Source organism: Mesobacillus maritimus, assembly GCF_019749255.1.
In the GTDB taxonomy this organism is placed as follows: domain Bacteria; phylum Bacillota; class Bacilli; order Bacillales; family Cytobacillaceae; genus Mesobacillus_B; species Mesobacillus_B maritimus_A.
In genome coordinates, this window is the sequence record NZ_JACWFH010000036.1 from 59,920 (window position 1) to 78,889 (window position 18,970).

Consider the following 18,970-nt stretch of genomic DNA (forward strand, 5'->3'; position numbering starts at 1 on the left):
ATTCATATAGTGCAAACAAAATGGCAGACCATCGTGATTGGTGGTGGACCAGGAGGGTATTCAGCAGCAATCAGATGTGCTCAGCTAGGGTTGAAGACACTGTTAGTTGAAAAAGGTGAACTCGGCGGTACTTGTTTGAATGTTGGATGTATCCCAACTAAATATATGGTTGAATTAGCCAACTCTATTAATAAATTCTCCTACTTGGGAGCCATTGGTGTGAATGTGGAGTATTTAGGTTTGGACTTGGAGAGATATCATGACAGCAAAAAGAAAGTGGTGAAACAATTAACGGGTGGAGTTCGTGCTCTATTGAAGCATGCTGGCGTTGAAATCATCAAAGGTTCAGCAGAGTTTATTTCAGATAGCACAATTAAGGTTACTTCAAAGAATGATAGTTTTGAATTACAAGGCGAACATTTTATTATTGCTGCAGGTACGCGTCCCAAGGAACTTAGTATTCCTTTTGATGGGGAAAGAGTGATCTCTAGTACCGATGCATTAAACCTGACTGAAATCCCGAAAACCTTGACGGTGATCGGAGCAGGAGTCATAGGGTTGGAATTTGCTAGTATTTATTCTCAACTTGGTGTAAAGGTCTCGGTTGTGGAAGTTGCTTCTTCTGCCTTAATGAATGAAGACCAGGAGATGGTCCACTATGTTTTGAAAGCCTTAAACAAGCGAGGTGTCGAGTTCCATTTTAACACTAGCGTATTGACAGCAACTGAGACAAATGAAGGCATCCAGCTAATCGTAGAGCAAAATGGTCAACAAATCTTGTTACCTTCGGAAAAGGTTTTAGTAGCTGCAGGAAGAACAAGCAATGCAGATAAACTAAAACTGGAACAAACCCATGTTGAGCTCGATAAGGGCTTCATTAAAGTAAATGAAAAGATGCAGACCAATGTGAAACAGATTTATGCGGTTGGGGATATTGTAGGCGGCTGGCAATTAGCACATGTTGCTTATGAAGAAGGAATGATTGCCGCGGAGACAATTGCCGGAAATAGGATAGAAAACAATCATTCCCATGTACCTAGATCGGTATTTACTTCTCCAGAAATGAGTGCAGTAGGTTTAACAGAACCACAAGCGAGAGAAAAATACGCTCATATCAAGGTGTTTAAAATACCTCTTCAAGCTAATGGAAAAGCATTAATAAATGGATTAGGTCAAGGAGAAGGAATGTCAAAACTGATTGTTGATGAAGAATATGGTGAAATCGTGGGCTTTTCAATCGTTGGAGAACATGTGAATGAATTAATTACGGATGTGACAAGTGTGATGAGCCTTGAAGGTACAATTGACGAGTTATCGGAGATTATCCATCCACATCCTTCTTTATCTGAAGTTATAAAGGAACTTGCTTTATTGGCAACTGGGAAACCACTTCATTCATTGTAAGTTATTGATTTTCCAAACCAAATTAGGGGTGAGTATATGATGAAAAGGAAATTAAAATCGGCTTTGATTTTATTGATTTTAGGAACTTTAGTAACACTAACAGCGTGTGGAGGAACGGATTCTGGCGGTGAAAGCGGTCAAAATGAAGAAAAAATTACACTCCGTGTGGCTACAGGCTTAAGTGTACAACATGGGTGGTGGGAAGGATTTTTGGTTCCATGGATGGATCGGGTCGAAGAATTGACAGAAGGGAAAGTTGAGTTTGAAGATTTTGCAGGTGGTGAGCTTGTAAAAGCCGGACAGGAGCCAGATGCTTTAAAGAATGGAACGGCTGATATTGCGGTTCTGATTCCGTTCTACTCAGAAAGCATTTTCCCAGCTTCCTCTATTACCTTTTTACCTGTTGAATATACGGATGCCAATATAGCAGCCAATGCGTTAAGAAGTTTAATGGAAAGTGATGTTGCCCTAGGAGATAGTGGGAAATCTTATTATCAATCACATTATGAAGACAATGGTTTCAAAGCGTTTACAATCAACGCTGGTGGCGTCTATTCGATTTCAACAACAGGCCATGAGTTTAACTCGGTGAAAGATATTGAAGGCATCTCAATGAGAACGCCTAACTTGTTATTTGAACTGATGGCCAAAAACATGGGTGTAAATAGTGTATCCATGACAATCGTAGAAGCTTTTGATGCTCTAAGTAGAGGAGCTTTTGAAGGAATTTACCATACTGTTGCGGACTGGACAGGAGCTGGTTTCCAAGACCTATTAAAATACACAATTGACGATTTGTATCTCGGGGCTTCTAATGGTGTATTTGCGATGAACCAAGAAACGTGGGATAACCTACCAAAGGATGTACAAGAGGCAATGACTCAAGCACATGATGAGTTATTCGAAGATGGAGTAAAAGCTTGGACTTCGAAGGCTGAAGAGGCAAGAACCTTTAATACAGAAGAAGCTGGCGGGAAATTTGTTTCTTTTAATGATCTACCAACAGATGTTCAAAATCACCTGACAAAAGCAAATGTCCAAACTTGGTACGATTATATTGATTATTTAGAAAAGAATGGATATCCAGGGAAAGACATAGCGATTCTATGGCGTGACATTATTCTTGAAGAAGGCGGGAAATTACCGGAAGAATTAATGGATCTGGAAAATTATTAAAAATAGTAGCGGTCTCCCGTTATTTTCTACAAGTTTCATAGAAGGTAGCGGGAGACTATAAATACAAATGTTAATTCTTGAGATCAATTGAAAAATAAAAGGTTTGGTGGTGAATAGATACGTGAGTACCACTTTTACGATCACTTTAATCCTCATTCTGTTCTTGTTCCTGCTAATAAGCGGTCTACACATCCATTCTGTACTACTTGCCTCTGGTGTAATTGGTTTAACGATACTAGAAGGTTTTGGAATATTAGAAGGGTTATTAGGAAATCAGCCTTACAACAGTGTTGCAGCCTACTCCCTCTCTACCATTCCCCTGTATGTATTGATGGCGCAGTTTATCTTACAATCTGATATTGTCAAAGATTATTTTACGATTGTGCACCGGCTATCACGGGGAAAAGGGAGTGTTCTCGGAGGCTTAACCATTGTAGCAGGGGGGTTTTTAGGCGCTGTTTCGGGTTCAGGTACGGCCTCTTCTGCTGCATTAGGTCAGGTTGCGGTACCTGAGATGAATAAGAGGGGATTTAGTCCGGCTTTGTCCGGAGCGATTGCTGCGGCGGGAGGATCTTTATCGAGTATCATTCCCCCTAGTATTACATTAATCATCTATGGAATTGCAACGGAAACACCGATTGGACAGTTGTTTATCGGGGCAGTCATCCCTGGAGTTTTGACAGCGATTGTTTTTATCATTGTAATGTATTTTTTAATGAAATCAAAACGGAATCAAAAAGAGATTGTGCCTATAACTGAAGAAGAAAAGGATATGAAAATTCCGTTTACAAGATTAGTCATTGTAACCGCTGTTGGATTATTTATTGTAGGAGTAATATTCGGAGGAATATATTTAGGTTTTGTAACACCAACAGAAGCGGGGGCTGTCGGAGCGTTTGCTGCCTTCCTTAGTGCGTTAATATTGGGGAAAGTGAATAAGAAATTTTTCCTGACTTCCATCGCTGAAACTGTCAAAGTATCTGTAATGGTGATGTTAATCCTGATTGGCGCACAAGTATTTGGAAGGTTTATTTCATTATCGCTCCTTCCGAGAAAACTACTCAATGTGTTAGAGCCAATTATGGAATACCCAGCTCTAATTCTGGGCATTCTGCTCCTAATTTATTTCATATTATTTATGTTTATTGAAGGAGCTGCCGTCATTTTAATGACAACTCCAGTTGTTATCCCAATCATCAACACAATCAATATAGATCCGCTATGGTTTGGTGTATTTGTATCTGTAATCGCTACAATCGGCTTGATTACCCCTCCAGTTGGAATAAGTGTATATGCCGTCTCAGGGGCCAGCCGAATATCATCGGATTCCATCTTCCGATTCGCGATGGTGTTTGCCGTTGTTGCAGCTGTTGTTGTCGGCGGTTTAATGATTGCTTTTCCAGAAACTGCGTTATGGCTACCGAATCTAATGAAATAATGGCAAAGGGGGGAGTCAATTGAAGAGAATTGAGCAACTCTATACTCTTTTTCGTAAATTAAAGATTTTCGGCATTGTGATTTGCGGAATCAGTATTTTTTTAATGATGTTTTTTATCGTAGCGGATGTCGTTAGTAGGAATTTCCTTTCAGGTTCATTGAACGGAAGTATTGAGTTCGTCCAGTATTATTTCATGCCATTTGCAATCATTCCTGGTATGGCTTATGTATATGGGACTAGTATTCTACCGAGGCTAGAGCTATTAATCGATAAACTTAGGGGTACGATGAGAAACTTCGTTACCAATGCATTGCTAGTGCTTGAGCTTATCTTATTTACAATAGTTGTCGTGTATTCAACGAGCTATGCGTTTAGTGGAGTGGAAATGGCTTCTTCCTTTTCAGCAGGAGGAGAGATCTATCCTTACTATCATGTTCTGTTTTTGGTACCACTAACATTTATATTCGTAAACCTTGAGATCCTGTTCATCTTAATAAGAAATCTCCATAAGAAACGAGGATTATTTAAATTTTATTCAGATGAGGAAGAACAGGCAAATCAAGTGTAAATGGCTAGATTACAAGATTATGAGGTGTAGAAATGAGAGCGTTTTATCATACTGTCAAGAATGATCAACAACAAGGCGACTATGTAAAAGTGGATGAGTTAAGCGTGGGAGAAGGGGAAGTAAAAGTAAAACTAAAATATGCCGGGTTAAATCATCGAGATTTATTTGTGCTTGGAAGACAAAAAGAAGGAGATCCTCCCCTCATTATTGGATCTGACGGTGCTGGAATCATTGAAGAAATCGGACCTAATGTGCAAGATTTTAAAGTGGGGGACGAAGTCGTCATCAACCCAAGCCTTAAATGGAAGAACAAAAGTGATGGTGCCCCGCAAGGTTTTGAAATATTAGGTGGAAATCATACGGGTACCCTAGCAGATAAAATTGTGATCTCTTCTGAAAATATTGAATTAAAACCGGCTTATCTTAGTTGGGAGGAAGCGGGGGTATTGCCATTATCCGCATTGACTGCCTACCGAGCATTAGTGACGAAAGCCAAGATTCAACCAAATGAAACGATATTCTTACCTGGGATTGGAAGTGGGACCAACACCTTTGTATTGTTGTTTGCAAAGGCCTTAGGCAATACTGTCATAGTTAGTTCTAGGTCAGAAGAGAAACTTGAAATGGCCAAAAGGTACGGAGCAGATGTGGCCATTCAAACGAATACAGATTGGCAGGAAGAATTAAAAAATGAAAAAATCGATGTGGTAATCGAAAGCATTGGAGAGGCGACCTTCGATCGATCATTAGCCTTACTTGGGAATGGTGGAAGGCTTGTCAGTTATGGTGGAACATCTGGTTATAACTTAAATATTAATCTCTTTGAAGTATTTATGAAGCAACTGACCATTCTAGGCACCACAATGGGGAGTCAGGATGAGTTTAGGGAGATGCTGGAATTTGTTGAGAAACATGAAATTCGGCCAGTTATCGATTGTCTCTATTCCATAACAGATTCTGCCAATGCTTTAAGACGGTTGGATGGTGCGAAGCAGTTTGGGAAGATTGGGATAAAAGTTGTAGATTCATAATCTACGTGAGCATCAATGCAATTTTAGAGAGCAAGCTAAATAAAAGTGTAAGTCCCGAATCTAGTTGATTTGGGACTTTTTGTTTTTTTGCTTGATTGTATTTTGTTTTAAGGCTTAATAAGGTAGCCTATACTGAGATATCACTTACCAACGTTAATATTTTAAGTGGTTTCATTACCACGTGTTAGTGTGTATTACCCTTGTAGTAGTTACAAAGCAGTTAACGGATAAAAATGCGTACAGGACTATCTTAGATTTGATTATTAAAGAAGTTGAAAAGATTCTCCTAGAAAAAGTGCATAACAATTTGACACTGATTTGGTGTGGATAATGGGTTAATCTCACCTCCAAGAATTAATACTAGGTTCTCATCATTTCTCGCAAAGAAGGAAGCAGTTGATTTTTCAAGCGATGATTGAGCTTTGGCAAGAATCACAGTGAAATGATGCCGTCACCATGGTTCATAAAATGATTGGTCACATGGGAGAGATTGGCGGCGCAACCTATTTAACAAGCTTAGCCGTTAGTTGCCCGACCACAGTTCACCTTGTAGAATACCAGCGGATTGTCCTCGTCACTATAAGCTTTGATAATTAAATCGGTCAGCGGGATTTCTAAACAATGGACCTTGCAACTTGCGATGAATTGTTGTCAAAAAGGCGGCGTTGTACGTCTTTTCCCTAGAGATGCCGAAAATACAACTTGCGAAACGAATCTTAAGCAACATCACTAGAATTGACGGGGGAAAATGGAAAGATCCATATAGGTTCTTTACCGAGGAAGACCAAGAGAATGCTGAAAAAGCTCTTGGTGTTTACAATCAATGGAGTCTCAACCTCCATGACAATCCTCGAAGAACCGTAGCTGACATAAGAGCGCAAATCCAGAAATCACGACGGGAATTTTCTCATGAAGATTTTCTCGTTGTGATTGATTACCTTCAGCTCATTACGATCACTGGGAAACATGAACGATATGACCTCGCCGTAAAAAGCTTGACGAGTGAGTTTAAACAGATTGCTTTCCAATACCAAGTACCAATTATTCTCCTTTCCCAGCTCTCTAGAGGAGTGGAACAAAGAATGGACAAGCGCCCGAAAATGTCTGACCTTCGCGACTCCGGCAGCATCGAACAAGACGCCAATCTAATCATGTTACTATACCGAGACGAATACTACAACAAAGACAATGACGAAAACAAAATCATTGAAGTCGATATCGCGAAACAGCGAAACGGAGCAGTTGGGGTTGTGAAGCTGATGTTTGAGAAGGAGTTTGAGAGGTTTGTGAAGGTGTGTGTGGAAGACAGATAGATGTAAGGAGGGAGTATTCTCAGGGTATGACCTGTAAAGAGGGTGTATGAGTAGGTTCTTGTTCCGTATATTCTGGCAGAAATCAAGGTTGATATGCTAGTTGGACCTATGCTTATAATTAGGCTGGAGGTCAATGGATAGTAAACATACGTGACTATAGAAAAATTTATTAGAGATTAATAGAATTGCTCTGTTGCAGTAGTTTTGGAACAAAAGTTGAAAATATCGAGGCCTGTCTTTCATCAGAAGAAAGAATAGTTATAAGTAGAAAATTTGGTGTTAGGCTCAACCGAAATGTAGTTGGGTCTAACATTTATGAACATAATTTTTGGGAAGTGTTTGAACTGAATTATAGAGCCCTTAGGGTGCGTGGAACAACTGTGAAACAAATATTCTTTAGATGTGACTATGTACTAAACCTAAAGGAATCCTAAGGTTAACAAATTAGCCATAAATATGTATAGGTTAAATCAATAAGTTATCGAATTAATTAAGGAGAAGGTGAGGTGTACGGATGTTAAATGATTGGCTATATATTTTATGGGACTGGTTCTGGTATTTTAGACGTGGGAAAGTTAAATACCGTGTACTTGACTTAGGAGACTCGTATGAAGCAAATGCATCAGATGGAAATATTGCAGTATGGAATTGTTACGGTAGTACTCCCGAGGCAGCTAAAGAAATGGCTGAATTTCAACTTCGCAGAGCTTATGAAGAAAGTGAAATATAGTAAATAATTTTTATGAGGAAAGTCGCCAGTGGGTGGCTTATTAAAGTAAAGGATAAATATTAGTAAAAGAACACATTACAATTTATAGTTTTGGTTTCCTTCATTCTTTCTTAAGTATTTGGAAGGAAGTTTTGTGACAAAACCAACACAATATAAGACTCATTGATTAAATTTTAAGTAATAAAGTTTAAATAACAAATATAAAAGGCTTTATTTTGATGTAAGACACCGAAATAGACGAAAATCGTCTACCATTGGTGTCTTTCTTTTTTATTTTAAGACTAGGAATATTTTACAGAGGACTGATAAAAGGATGGATAGAGCAAATGTCAGCGGTAACAGAATTAAAGAGGCTAGAAAACGGGCCAATTTGGACCAAGTAGAATTAGCTGTTGCATTAGAGGTTGAATATCAAGTTAAGATTACTCAATCAGATATATCAGAGATTGAACGTGGAATCCGTGGTGTTAAAGATTATGAGCTAGATTATATATCAAGAATCTTAAATGTAGATCCAACCTGGCTTTTACGGGGAAATAATAATGAGATTTAAATATGATGAGCTAAGTCAAGCCCCATTAATAGTTAATTCAATTTATGAAGGCGGATCAAAAGGTAACCCCGCTGCTGATGACCCATTAACAAAGTTATTTAAGGTGGAAGGATATTTAAAAAGCGTTGGAAATAGAAGTGGATTCAGAAAATCCATGAAGGAAAATAACGGAAAATCTACAAAAGAGGTTGCATACGTGGTTATCTTCTCAACAGGTAAAGTGAAAGAATGGCCAGATTTCTATGATAAGGCCCAAGGTGTTTTTACATATTATGGTGATAATCGAGCGCCAGGTAACCATTATTTGAACACAAAACAAAGAGGAAACATCTTATTAAAAGAGGTTTTTGAAAAAGCTGCCTCAAACTCACCAGCAATTAGAAAGACAATACCACCTATGTTTGTATTTGAGTCTACAGGAGTAGCATCGAATGTTGAGTTTTTGGGTATAGCTGTACCTGGTATTAAGGGAAAGCACATAGATGAATCATTAGAGTTAATCACTGTCGCAGAAGAGGGAGACCAATTCCAAAACTACAGAGCAACATTAACTATGATTGATATTGAGCATCAAGGAATTAGTAGGAAATGGTTGGCTCAGCTGAAGGACTTTAATGGCAATCCAAATAATTATGCTCCGAAGGAATGGATTAATTATGTTGAAAACGGTATCAAATATGTTCAACCTTTAGATGGTAATTCTAGAGAAGTTATTTTACCCGAAGAAACCTTTATCTCCCCCAGTGAAAAGCAATATCTCCGTAAAACTAGGGTAACCCAAGGTAAATTTCGTGAGAGGCTCCTCAAGCATAACCAGACTTGTAAAATTTGTGGTATGGACATTATTAAGCTTTTAGTAGCTAGCCATATTAAACCATGGAGTTTCAGTAACGATACTGAACGAACAGATTTTTATAATGGTATACTCCTATGTCCTGCACACGACGCAGCATTCGACAATGGACTTATCAGCTTTAATAGAGATGGAAGCATTATTATATCGCCGCTACTTAATAAAGAAAATCAAAAGCTTTTAAATCTTAATTCGGATTTAAAAATAGAGCTAGAACCGAATCATTTAAAATATTTAGAATGGCACCGGCACAAGGTATATATAAGAGATAAGTAACCCGTAGATAATTTCTACGGGTTTTATTCTATTACTAGTTAACGAGCAGAGCTACAAAAGGTTTGTTATGTTATTTTTTAAAAAAATTTGAATCCTCTCCAAGTATTTATTTCGACAACAAATGCATTATCAAGAGGGTTGTATTATTTTATATAGTAAAGATAAACTATTGTAAATTTAAATGTGGAGGATTTATTGTGGCAAATAAGGCAGAATTTAATTTCACTTCAAACTTATTGATGCAGCCAATAAACTACACGAGTGTTGCGCCATGAGAATATAAAAGCTCTTAGCGAGCAGGGATTCATGGTAGAAAGGGGGAGCTCTTTTTATAGGGCAATAGAATGGTAGTATTTTATAGAAATCAGCCAATTTGTAAATAATATACAAAAATAATATAATAAATAAAGAGGGAACTAGCGAAAAAGGGAGATTAGAACCATGACGAAAGAGGTAGGGTGGAAAAAGTTAAAGAGGCTTATAGAATTTAATGATAGTTTAATAGAATATAGTGAAATACAAGAAATGTTGAGCAATAATCCAGCATTTGCTGTTGCTTATATGGATCAAGTGTTTCTTGCTATTTCACTTAAACGAATGAAACAGTTGGCAAAAGGAGCAAATGGTGAAGAGATAAATGAATCTAATTTTGAAGCTTCAAGGATTGAAACCGCATGGGAGTTATTAAACAATAAATTTGAGATTTCAACACCAGAATATACTAGTGCCCTGGATTATTGTACCTTAAGCAGGAAAAAGTTTAATAGTAGTTTAACAGCAGAAGAAGCCGAACAGGGCTTGTTCCAATTACTATTTATAGCTGAAAAACTCGAAAATGATGATTTTCTAACGGAGGTACCATCTGATATTAGGCTGACTGAAACAGAAACAGCCGTTACAATTGACGGTGAATCACAGCGGTTATTAACTGAAACTACCAATTCAACTAAAGAAAGTATGTTTGTTTCTATGTTAGAAGTCTTGCAGTCTTCTTCTAAGGAATCGGTTGCAAACGCAGATTCTTTTGGAAGACTTCGCAGCTATATGCATGTGGAACGGGACATTCAAAAAGATTTCGAAAAGATTTTGATTGAGTTAAAGCAGAAGGAAAAGCCAGGCTTACTGCTTTTATGCGGCAGTGTTGGGGACGGTAAGAGTCACCTGCTAGCATACATGAAGGAAAAGCATTGTGACCTTTTAGATGGATTCTTCATACATAATGATTCTACTGAGTCCTATGATTATGATAAAAACTCATTGGAAACGCTTGAAAAAGTGATATCCCCATTTGATGAATCTGGAACTGCAAACAAACCTGTGATTATAGCTATAAATCTTGGTGTTTTACATAATTTTTATAGCAAACAACGAAAAGAAGGAAGATTCCAAGCTTTATGTGATTTTATTGACAGTAGTGGCGTTTTTGATAAAGGGCATCAAGGAAACAATCAGGATGGTAATTTTTATTTACTTAATTTTGCAGATGCACAGCCTTATGTTTTAAAAAATGAAGGACCAGAATCACCGTTTTTTTTGCAGCTCATTGATAAGGTGACAGCCTATGACCATAGTAATCCATTTTTCTCTGCCTGGATTCAAGATCAAGAAAAAGAAATATCAAGTGCTGCACATACAAATTACTTTTTACTACAGCAACAGGAAGTAAAAGAGTCAATTGTTCAGTCACTTATTGAAGTGATGATTAAAAAAAAGGTCTTTATTTCAACCCGTGCGTTTTACAATTTACTGTTTGATATAATTGTCCCTATTAAACATGAATTGCTATCAAGTGACGAAGAGGTACCAGTAAACGATATGCTACCGAATTTGATGTATGGTCACCCTGATCGTTCTCCATTGCTTGCTGCATTACATGAGATTGATCCTTTAAAAAGAAGGCTCGAAGCAACGGATAGGTTAGTTGCTAATTTAATCCTAAAAGCTGATTCCTTTCACTATGTAAAGGAAGAGATAGGAGAAAAGACAAGTATAGGTGCCTGGAAGCAGGTAAAAAGCATGCATCAACAGGGAACTCAAACAGAATTTTCAAGACTATTTGTACGACAACATGCATTGTTATATAGAAAAGATTATGATGAGACATATCGAGAGTTTGTAAACTACCTGTACTTTTTCTATACGGGGGATGAAGAAGGCATTGGTCAATTATTTGATTTAATAGAAAACGTAATCTATGCGTGGAAGGGTTCACCAAGGGACCGCTATATTTTTGCTGATCCACCGAACAAGCTGTATCGAGCTGCATATGAAATCACGATTCAACCTGAAGTAGATGAAAACGTATTTGGTTCAGCATCCCAGCATGAAGAGGTTGAGCGTTTTACTTCCTCAATGAGACTTGGCTTTAGTCAAAGAGGAAAGACCTTTTTATTTGAGCTAGATTATAAATTGTATTCACTGCTTAAACAGATTATTGGAGGATATCGGCCGAATCGACAGGATATCCAAGATGCACTTCAATTCTCAGAATTTCATGATAAACTCCTTCAATCAGCGGATAGGAAAAGCAATATGCTTCTTGTTCATACACACGATGGAACCATCCATGAGTTGAAGAAACCACGATTTTCAAAGGCGAATTATGAAGTTGGAAAGGTGAATTAAGATGGTGTATCAATTAGATGTTGATAAGATTACTAAATTTATAGAAAAAAGTGGGAAGTATACTTTTAGAAGACGGTTGGTTACAAGTGTATTACCACTTCCAACAAGGGAACCAGAACGTGCGAAATTCGAGCAAGGCTTTTCTTCCATTACTGGTGGGGTCATTAGAAAAGTGTATGGAAAAAATGTACTTCTTGATATAAGCAATGAGAGTATAGAGGTTATTCTTGCAAGTGGAAAATTTGCTGATGAAGCGGCCAAAACCTTTTTTGAAAATTATTTAAAGGAACAAATAAAAGAACTGCACTTAGGAAAAATCACAAATCTTAATCAATTAGAACGAATACCGTTGACAGAGAATGCGGATGAGCAAAAGGGAGAAATCGATTTAATTCATTTCTTTTTTGATACCTTTATCCGAAATGAAGAAGAGCGTGTGCGGGACATTTTACAAAATCAAGAAGATGCAAATTTATTATCAGAGATTATGGACCTAATTTCAGAAACTCCAGAATCAAAAAATAAAAGTATTGAAAGGTATGGTAGTCTCTTTCCTCAACTTAAGGAACAGTTCCTAAATGACTTGGAGAACTTGTCAAAGAATCCTAGTTTTCTAGTTAATCATATATCTTTGTTATTTGTTCATTATACATTTGTTGCTCTGTCACAAATTATTCTTCAAACGAATAAAGTGACGCGTTTTAGTCAGGATGAGCTGATACCTGTCTATTACATTTTACAATGGGAAAAAGCTTCAAAGTGGCGAGACAGTTATAAACATGGGAATAAAATGCTGATGGGTGAGATGGACGGATTTTTTGCGCATGAGCATGCGTTAAACATTTTAGGAATGAATACATTCTCGAATGAGAGCAACCAATTTTATCATGATATCTATCGCCAACTGAAGGAAGCTGGGCAAGAAGCAGAACGAGACTATATTCAATCGATTTACAAGTGGCTGAAGGAAGTGTACAAGGAGAAAACAAATATTGATGTGGCTGAATATTCCGAAGAGAAAACTTTAGAGATGGCGTTTGACGATTTGATACATGCAGTGAAAAAAGGAATTTCAACTGAAATCAACTCCAGGTATACCAAAGCATTTCAAGCGATTGTTTCAAAGTTTTTCCGGAAGCATGGTGGGTCACTTGGGACCATTCTAGCCTTGACACAAGAGCATCTGTTAATGCTGGTGGCAGTATCCATTACAGATAAACGAATTGAATTAAAACAATTATGGCAAGAAATTGAAAATCGTGGTGTATGGCTTGATCACCATTCAAAAGAGGAAGTTGTGAAGGTACTTGATAAATTGAATTATATGGAAAAGAAAAGTGATAGTGGGGACGCACAATATGTTAAATACATTTTATAACTATATCGGTGACCAGCTGGTTTCTTTTTTCGAAGAAGAAGCCATAAGGAATAAAACAGATCGTTATTTCTTATATTTACCGACAGAAGAAGTTATTTCAAGTCTATATCAAGCCATTGGTAGTCATAAGAATAAGGTACCCTTTCATTATCGTCACAAGGAAGGATCTAAGTCGTATGAAACCTACGCTCTCCAAATTGGAAAAATAAAATATGTTATAGCAACAACAAACAACACCAATATTGACTTTCTTGTAACACTACGGAACGAAATGAGTGAACAAAAGGGAGATTGGGAAAATACCTCGTTAATACTTCTTTGTAATACTTTGAATGATTCAATCCGTGGAGGCAGTCGAGATTTAACAGGAGAAGGTTTACCACTGCATGTTAGTAATATCGCAGGAAATCTTGATCAGTTATTGTTAGAAAGTGATCTAGATGCAATTGAACGAAAAATTGCTAGTCATTATTTAAATAGAAGAGAGTCGGAACATCAATTAGAAATTTCTTCCTTTCTTGATTTTGAGGATGTGTTAGCCCTTGTCAATAAAGGGACACTTGAACACGAGGATTATCTTTCACTTCAATATTTTCATGATTCAGGTCTCGAGGATCTTGTAAGGGAACAGGAAGTCCATTCAATTGGTTCAGCTAAGTGGAATCAATTAGAGAAGAAAATTGACAAAAAACTAACAGAAAATAATAGCGAACATGAGGAAATTGAAAGAATCCGCTCACTTGGTAATCCAAAAGAAAAGCTAGAAGAAGCCTATGACAAAGGTGGAACAAAGCTTAACAGAGAAGATTGGTTTACCGTCGACTTTTCAGATATCGAGGATTGGAAGGAAGCAACAAAGTCTAAGCGCGCTATCGAGTTTTATCCTGAAAAAGTTAAAGTAAGTGTGGATTCGCAATCATTGTCTTATTGGAAACGACCTAAATCAGATACAGCTGCAGGAAGAAGGAATTGGAGCCTTCTTATTTTTCACCCTACCTATAAGGAAGGAGAAAAAATTGAGATTACCTTACCATTTGATCGACATGTCAGGAAAGAGTTTTTAAATTCCACTAGTAAAAAGGTTGCGAGAACAAGTGGTCATACTTTAATCGCCGAGTTAACACTTGAGCAAGATGGGGCAACCTTCGGAAGAGTTGTCTATAAGCATGAAAATGCAACAAATGGGAATTACACCTTTACGTTTGTTGTCCTAGCAAGTGACGCTGCATTCTTTGAATCGTTTCGAACATCCTTTCAGGTAGTCGCTACCTCTAAAGCAAAAAGAGCGTTACATTTTACATTGGATAACCAACGTTTAGTGTTTGGTGATGGAACCAAGGATGTCGATTTAAAGGAACAGGGGCAATCAATTTCAATCGAAAATGGTGCAACAATCCAAGCCACACCTGGATTGTTAGAAGAAGATGAAAAAAACATTCGCTTTACAATTGTCACTCCACGATTTGAAATCCCAATCGAGGTCGCCGACGAGGTTCTAAAAACCATACCTATAAATGGAAGGGGGCTATGGGAAAAGAAACGGAGTATCCAGAGCTCTTTTTTTACAGATCAGGAGGCGAAACGAGTTGAGATAGATAATCTACCATATACAACGTTTGCAGAGGATCGTCCGTTTTTAGTCATGGAATTTGCCTGGATAAGAACCCGGGTTCGACAGGCATCCATTAAATTTAATAAGTTATTCCCTGAGCAGGTAGTATTACCGGAAGCGGTTGAAAAAGCATATGATGCATTCTTAGAATCGATTGAACAATCAGGAACGATTCCTTCTTTACTTTATTATACGGATACGATACGGGAAAAAGCAGAAGCCTATGTAAAAGCGTATATAGATGCGATTGAGAACATTCATGATCAACAGATTATGACGAATGAGGAGAGAGTTTTATTTCATTTAGGGACTGCAAGGGATGAAGGTGTCATCTATATGACACCTTTCTCACCTCTAAATGTTGCTTATCAATTGCAGATTACTAATGAGAGCAAAGGGGAAGCCATTGATCCCAATATCCTGAATAGGCTCTATGCAGTTTATACTCTCCCTTATTTAATTTCATATGAAGGGAAATTGTTTAAACCAACGACTGATAGTCGACTACCTGAATGGCATGCATTCTTACCAAGTGAAGAAGTGACTGTGGGAGAAACAAATACGTATTTGGCTAAAGTTGTTGAGGAAAAGCTTGACCAGTTTTGTGACCATTATGATTACCTATTTTCTCTAGATTCGAAAGCTGCCATTCTATTAAATGTCATTAATATCCCGAATGATAAAGAAGTGTTACGTGGTATCGTAAATTGGTTGAAAAAGCAAATTAAGGACACAAATAGTTTATCCGAATTACGACCAATTGAAGTTGTTGCTTATCGACAAGATATGGATGGGTATAGTGCGTTTGATGAACTCAATAATATGGGGAATGCTGATGAAATTGCTAATCGACTTGGCATTAAATTGTCGATGGGTGATTATTTAGCAGAAGATGTATTACGGTCCATTCAGCAGGTGTTGCATTATTCGAAACGCCATATCTCTGAAAAAGTGCAATACAGCCATATTACCTTTTATAAAATGAAAACAGAAGAGCAAGTGGTTAAGCAGTTAGTTAAGGATGCACCTACTAGCATAAATCTAAATGGATTATTTACAACTGTTACCTCATCGAAAAGTGAGAATGGCGGATATCGAGTAGGCTTTGGAACTGGTGACGACAGTAATGTCAAGCATTCCTTATTAGCAAGGTTTGCTATAAAAATTAACGAACTAGCCGCAAATATGACTGATAAAGGCCAAAATCCATATACAAAAGGAATTGCCTTTGCCATGCATTTAAGTGGAGAGGATGAGGAATATCTCTCTTCACTCTATAGTCAATCTCACTGGTTGACCTTTATTGACCCTGTCCTAGATTTAAAGTATTTTCAAGAGTCGTCAGATAATCTTGTGATTGTTCATTACAGTGATCAGCATTCATCTTCTAATCATTATGACGCTATTACAGTAACTGATAAATCAAATCAATACTTTAATGTAATTCATGACTTCTTGAAGTCTCAACAAGTAACAGTAAGTGACGAGAACATTGAAGATGTTATTCGATTATTTAATACGTTTAATGGAGAGTGGCTTCTTCGTGCTGTGCAGGGACGTGCTCATGATAAACGTGAAAAAATGAGTGTTGTTTCTGCTATTAAACAGGCGCTACTACATTTTGATAACCCAGACGTACTTTGGGTTCCTGTTTCAATGGAAGAAATTGTGCGGGTTGCTGGTAGTGTCAAACTAAGCAAAAAGGCTGGACTTTTCTCAGGAAAAACAATTGGGAAACGTGGAAACTGCAGTGATGACCTATTAATGATGGGGTTAGAGAAAGCTAAAGATGGATTGAAAATTCATATGTATCCTGTAGAAGTAAAAATTGGCCTAAATGATTCGAGTGTGATTGAGAAGGGGATTAGTCAGGTAAAAGAATTAAAGGATCGTTTAAACGAACAATTAATTGAACATGATACGTTTGATGCTCGTTTTCTACGGAACTTTTTTACAAGACTTTTCATTAACAATGCGTCAAAAATGAAATATAACAAAGTATGGCCTGAAAAGAATTATACTCTTACTCCAGACGTTATTAATCAATTGTTGAATGATGAATTTGAAATTGTAAATACTCTGCGTGCCAATCATGGACATGGTCTTGTTATTTCGTTTAAAAAGGGTGCAAGGTTACAGGTAAAAGAACGACGTAAAGGTGTTATTGTACTAGAGTTTCCAGAACAAAGCGGGTATGATACGATAGCAAAACCCATGAATGAGTTGGCTCAGAATTATAAAAAACAGCCTGAGAAAATTTATACTACTCAAAGTGGTATGGATGGGTCAGATGACATTGCTGCTGATGGTTCCTATGGGTATAAAGATGGTGAAAGTGAAAATATTAAGGTAAGTAAAGTTGGAACGAAAAGTGACCAAACTTCAGGAGATGAACGGACAGCTGATTTTGCTGGATGTGGAGAGAAACAAACTGAAGGTGATGAGAAACCTCTAACTATAGAATGTGAGAAAGCCGCAAGTAATGTACAAACTCGAGTAGAGGTTCAAAATCAATTTGATGGAACAGGAGAAACCTTAAATACTGCTAAAAAGCTAGTAAATGTAAAGAATAGTGTACGGCCACTAATAGGGTTAGAAAACAATCAAGATATCTTCTGGGAATTTGATCATTCAGGATTATCGAATCGACATCTTATCATTGGAGGACGTTCTGGACAAGGGAAAACTTATTTTATTCAGTCACTACTACGAGATTTATCAAGGTCAAACCAATCTGCAGTAGTCATTGATTACTCCAGTAGTTATACGAGAACACAGTTAGATCAAGTCTTTTTAGCGGACATGGGCGAAAAGTTAAGGGAACGAATTGTGTATCATGAAGGTTTCCCGCTTAATCCATTCCTTCGTCGTAAGAAGGAAGTTGCAGGAGTAGTCGGAAAAGAAAAGCCGACGGAAGTTGCTCGTCGGGTTGTGGATGTCTTTTCATCTGTCTATAATGGTTTTGGTTCGCAGCAAAAAAGTGCCCTTTACGAGGCTGTAAAGCGTGGCATAGAAATATACGATGACAAAATGAAAATGGAGCATCTGCTTGAAATTTTAGAAGAATTGGACTCCTACTCCAATTCTGTGCTATCATCGATCACTACTAGAATTGTCCAATTCGTTGATATTGATCCATTTGACTATGAATCTAAAAATCAATGGGATGAATACTTTGCTCCAGGTGGAAACATTACAATTGTTCAGCTGGCTGGGTATGACCAGGATGAAATCAAACGTCTTATGGCTGAATTTATTCTTTGGGATCTATGGTATTACACGCAAAATGGAACGAAAGATAAGCCGATACCCGTAATCTTGGATGAAGCACAAAACCTCGATTTCTCTGATGGCTCACCATCTGCCAAAATCCTACGCGAAGGACGTAAGTTTGGATGGTCTGCATGGTTTGCAACACAAACCTTTAATAACTTCTCTAAGGAGGAGCTTTCTATTCTTGATAATGCAGGAACTAAGGTATACTTCAATCCAGCAGAAAGTGAAGTCCGTGTACTAGCTAGTAGGATTGGCAATGCGACACCAGAGGAATTACGTATGTTGCAGAAGGGGCAATGTCTCGTGCTAGGACAGTTTAAACAAGCAGATCAGAAATTGGGTAATCCTTCGTATCACATTGTAAAAGTGCCGGCTATGAATATTAGGTAGGTAATTCAGCAAAAATTTTCTTTTACATGACATAAACCATAATGTTATTCAAAGGGTTAGTTCAACCATAAAACCGGTATCGAAAATAAAAGAGCAGAGCCATACAGTTAAAGAGCAATCGCGTTAGGAAAAGGTACGAATAGTTCTATCTAGTAATAAGAAAGCAACATTTGTTTGATTACTTGGATATTTATTCCTTGTCTAAAAATATTTAAAAGCCCGATACAACTTAAATTGTATCGGGCTTTTAAGTGCTGAAAAAGGAACTTAACACTTGAGTGGAGTTCCTTTTGGAAATAAACAGTCTGAAATACTATTTATTATTAGGGTATATTAAGACCCTTGGA

The 18,970-nt window shown here is 37.5% G+C and carries 13 protein-coding genes; all 13 read left to right on the plus strand.

All coding sequences use genetic code 11. From position 1 onward, the window contains the following. The first annotated feature begins 9 nt into the window (after window positions 1–9). The 13 genes from lpdA to dptH all read left to right on the plus strand — a co-directional run bounded on the left by lpdA (window position 10) and on the right by dptH (window position 18,623). Window positions 10–1,404, plus strand: coding sequence for a dihydrolipoyl dehydrogenase (gene lpdA, locus H0185_RS22005; protein ID WP_221875653.1), 1,395 nt, complete (start codon window positions 10–12; stop codon window positions 1,402–1,404). A 36-nt stretch (window positions 1,405–1,440) separates the two neighbouring features. Continuing rightward, entirely contained in the window at window positions 1,441–2,580 is a 1,140-nt protein-coding gene (dctP, locus tag H0185_RS22010) for a TRAP transporter substrate-binding protein DctP (protein WP_221875654.1), read from the plus strand. Window positions 2,581–2,701: 121 nt separating this feature from the next. Then, the gene (locus H0185_RS22015; RefSeq protein WP_221875655.1) at window positions 2,702–4,018 is read left to right on the plus strand and encodes a TRAP transporter large permease; all 1,317 of its coding nucleotides are present in this window, start codon (window positions 2,702–2,704) and stop codon (window positions 4,016–4,018) included. Window positions 4,019–4,037: 19 nt separating this feature from the next. Then, on the plus strand, window positions 4,038–4,586 hold the full coding sequence (locus tag H0185_RS22020; RefSeq protein WP_221875656.1) for a TRAP transporter small permease: 549 nt from the start codon (window positions 4,038–4,040) through the stop codon (window positions 4,584–4,586). Between the two features lie 32 nt (window positions 4,587–4,618). Beyond that, entirely contained in the window at window positions 4,619–5,617 is a 999-nt protein-coding gene (locus H0185_RS22025; RefSeq protein WP_221875657.1) for a zinc-binding dehydrogenase, read from the plus strand. Between the two features lie 456 nt (window positions 5,618–6,073). After that, window positions 6,074–6,214, plus strand: coding sequence for a hypothetical protein (locus H0185_RS22030; RefSeq protein ID WP_221875658.1), 141 nt, complete (start codon window positions 6,074–6,076; stop codon window positions 6,212–6,214). Between the two features lie 68 nt (window positions 6,215–6,282). After that, window positions 6,283–6,930 (plus strand): DnaB-like helicase C-terminal domain-containing protein, encoded by a 648-nt coding sequence (locus H0185_RS22035; protein WP_221875659.1) that lies wholly within the window; start codon window positions 6,283–6,285, stop codon window positions 6,928–6,930. Between the two features lie 514 nt (window positions 6,931–7,444). Continuing rightward, the gene (locus H0185_RS22040; RefSeq protein ID WP_221875660.1) at window positions 7,445–7,660 is read left to right on the plus strand and encodes a hypothetical protein; all 216 of its coding nucleotides are present in this window, start codon (window positions 7,445–7,447) and stop codon (window positions 7,658–7,660) included. 313 nt (window positions 7,661–7,973) lie between these two features. After that, on the plus strand, window positions 7,974–8,213 hold the full coding sequence (locus tag H0185_RS22045) for a helix-turn-helix domain-containing protein (protein ID WP_221875661.1): 240 nt from the start codon (window positions 7,974–7,976) through the stop codon (window positions 8,211–8,213). Further along, the gene (locus H0185_RS22050; RefSeq protein WP_221875662.1) at window positions 8,203–9,342 is read left to right on the plus strand and encodes an HNH endonuclease; all 1,140 of its coding nucleotides are present in this window, start codon (window positions 8,203–8,205) and stop codon (window positions 9,340–9,342) included. Before H0185_RS22045 ends, H0185_RS22050 begins: the two co-directional genes overlap by 11 nt. Before the next feature lie 441 nt (window positions 9,343–9,783). Further along, window positions 9,784–11,967: a DNA phosphorothioation-dependent restriction protein DptF gene (gene dptF / locus H0185_RS22055; protein ID WP_221875663.1), complete on the plus strand. Its 2,184-nt coding sequence runs from the start codon at window positions 9,784–9,786 to the stop codon at window positions 11,965–11,967. Window position 11,968: 1 nt separating this feature from the next. Beyond that, on the plus strand, window positions 11,969–13,345 hold the full coding sequence (gene dptG / locus H0185_RS22060) for a DNA phosphorothioation-dependent restriction protein DptG (RefSeq protein WP_221875664.1): 1,377 nt from the start codon (window positions 11,969–11,971) through the stop codon (window positions 13,343–13,345). Continuing rightward, window positions 13,326–18,623 carry a DNA phosphorothioation-dependent restriction protein DptH gene (gene dptH / locus H0185_RS22065; RefSeq protein WP_221875665.1) on the plus strand — a complete coding sequence of 1,766 codons (5,298 nt, stop codon included), beginning with the start codon at window positions 13,326–13,328 and terminating at the stop codon, window positions 18,621–18,623. Before dptG ends, dptH begins: the two co-directional genes overlap by 20 nt. Window positions 18,624–18,970: the final 347 nt, after the last annotated feature.

Bases quoted from the DNA above. Each gene is read 5' to 3' on its own strand.
- H0185_RS22040 (WP_221875660.1), top strand. From the start codon at position 7,445: ATGTTAAATGATTGGCTATATATTTTATGGGACTGGTTCTGGTATTTT.
- H0185_RS22025 (WP_221875657.1), top strand. From the start codon at position 4,619: ATGAGAGCGTTTTATCATACTGTCAAGAATGATCAACAACAAGGCGAC.
- dptG (WP_221875664.1), top strand. From the start codon at position 11,969: ATGGTGTATCAATTAGATGTTGATAAGATTACTAAATTTATAGAAAAA.
- dptH (WP_221875665.1), top strand. From the start codon at position 13,326: ATGTTAAATACATTTTATAACTATATCGGTGACCAGCTGGTTTCTTTT.
- H0185_RS22030 (WP_221875658.1), top strand. From the start codon at position 6,074: ATGGTTCATAAAATGATTGGTCACATGGGAGAGATTGGCGGCGCAACC.
- dptF (WP_221875663.1), top strand. From the start codon at position 9,784: ATGACGAAAGAGGTAGGGTGGAAAAAGTTAAAGAGGCTTATAGAATTT.
- dctP (WP_221875654.1), top strand. From the start codon at position 1,441: ATGATGAAAAGGAAATTAAAATCGGCTTTGATTTTATTGATTTTAGGA.
- H0185_RS22045 (WP_221875661.1), top strand. From the start codon at position 7,974: ATGGATAGAGCAAATGTCAGCGGTAACAGAATTAAAGAGGCTAGAAAA.
- H0185_RS22050 (WP_221875662.1), top strand. From the start codon at position 8,203: ATGAGATTTAAATATGATGAGCTAAGTCAAGCCCCATTAATAGTTAAT.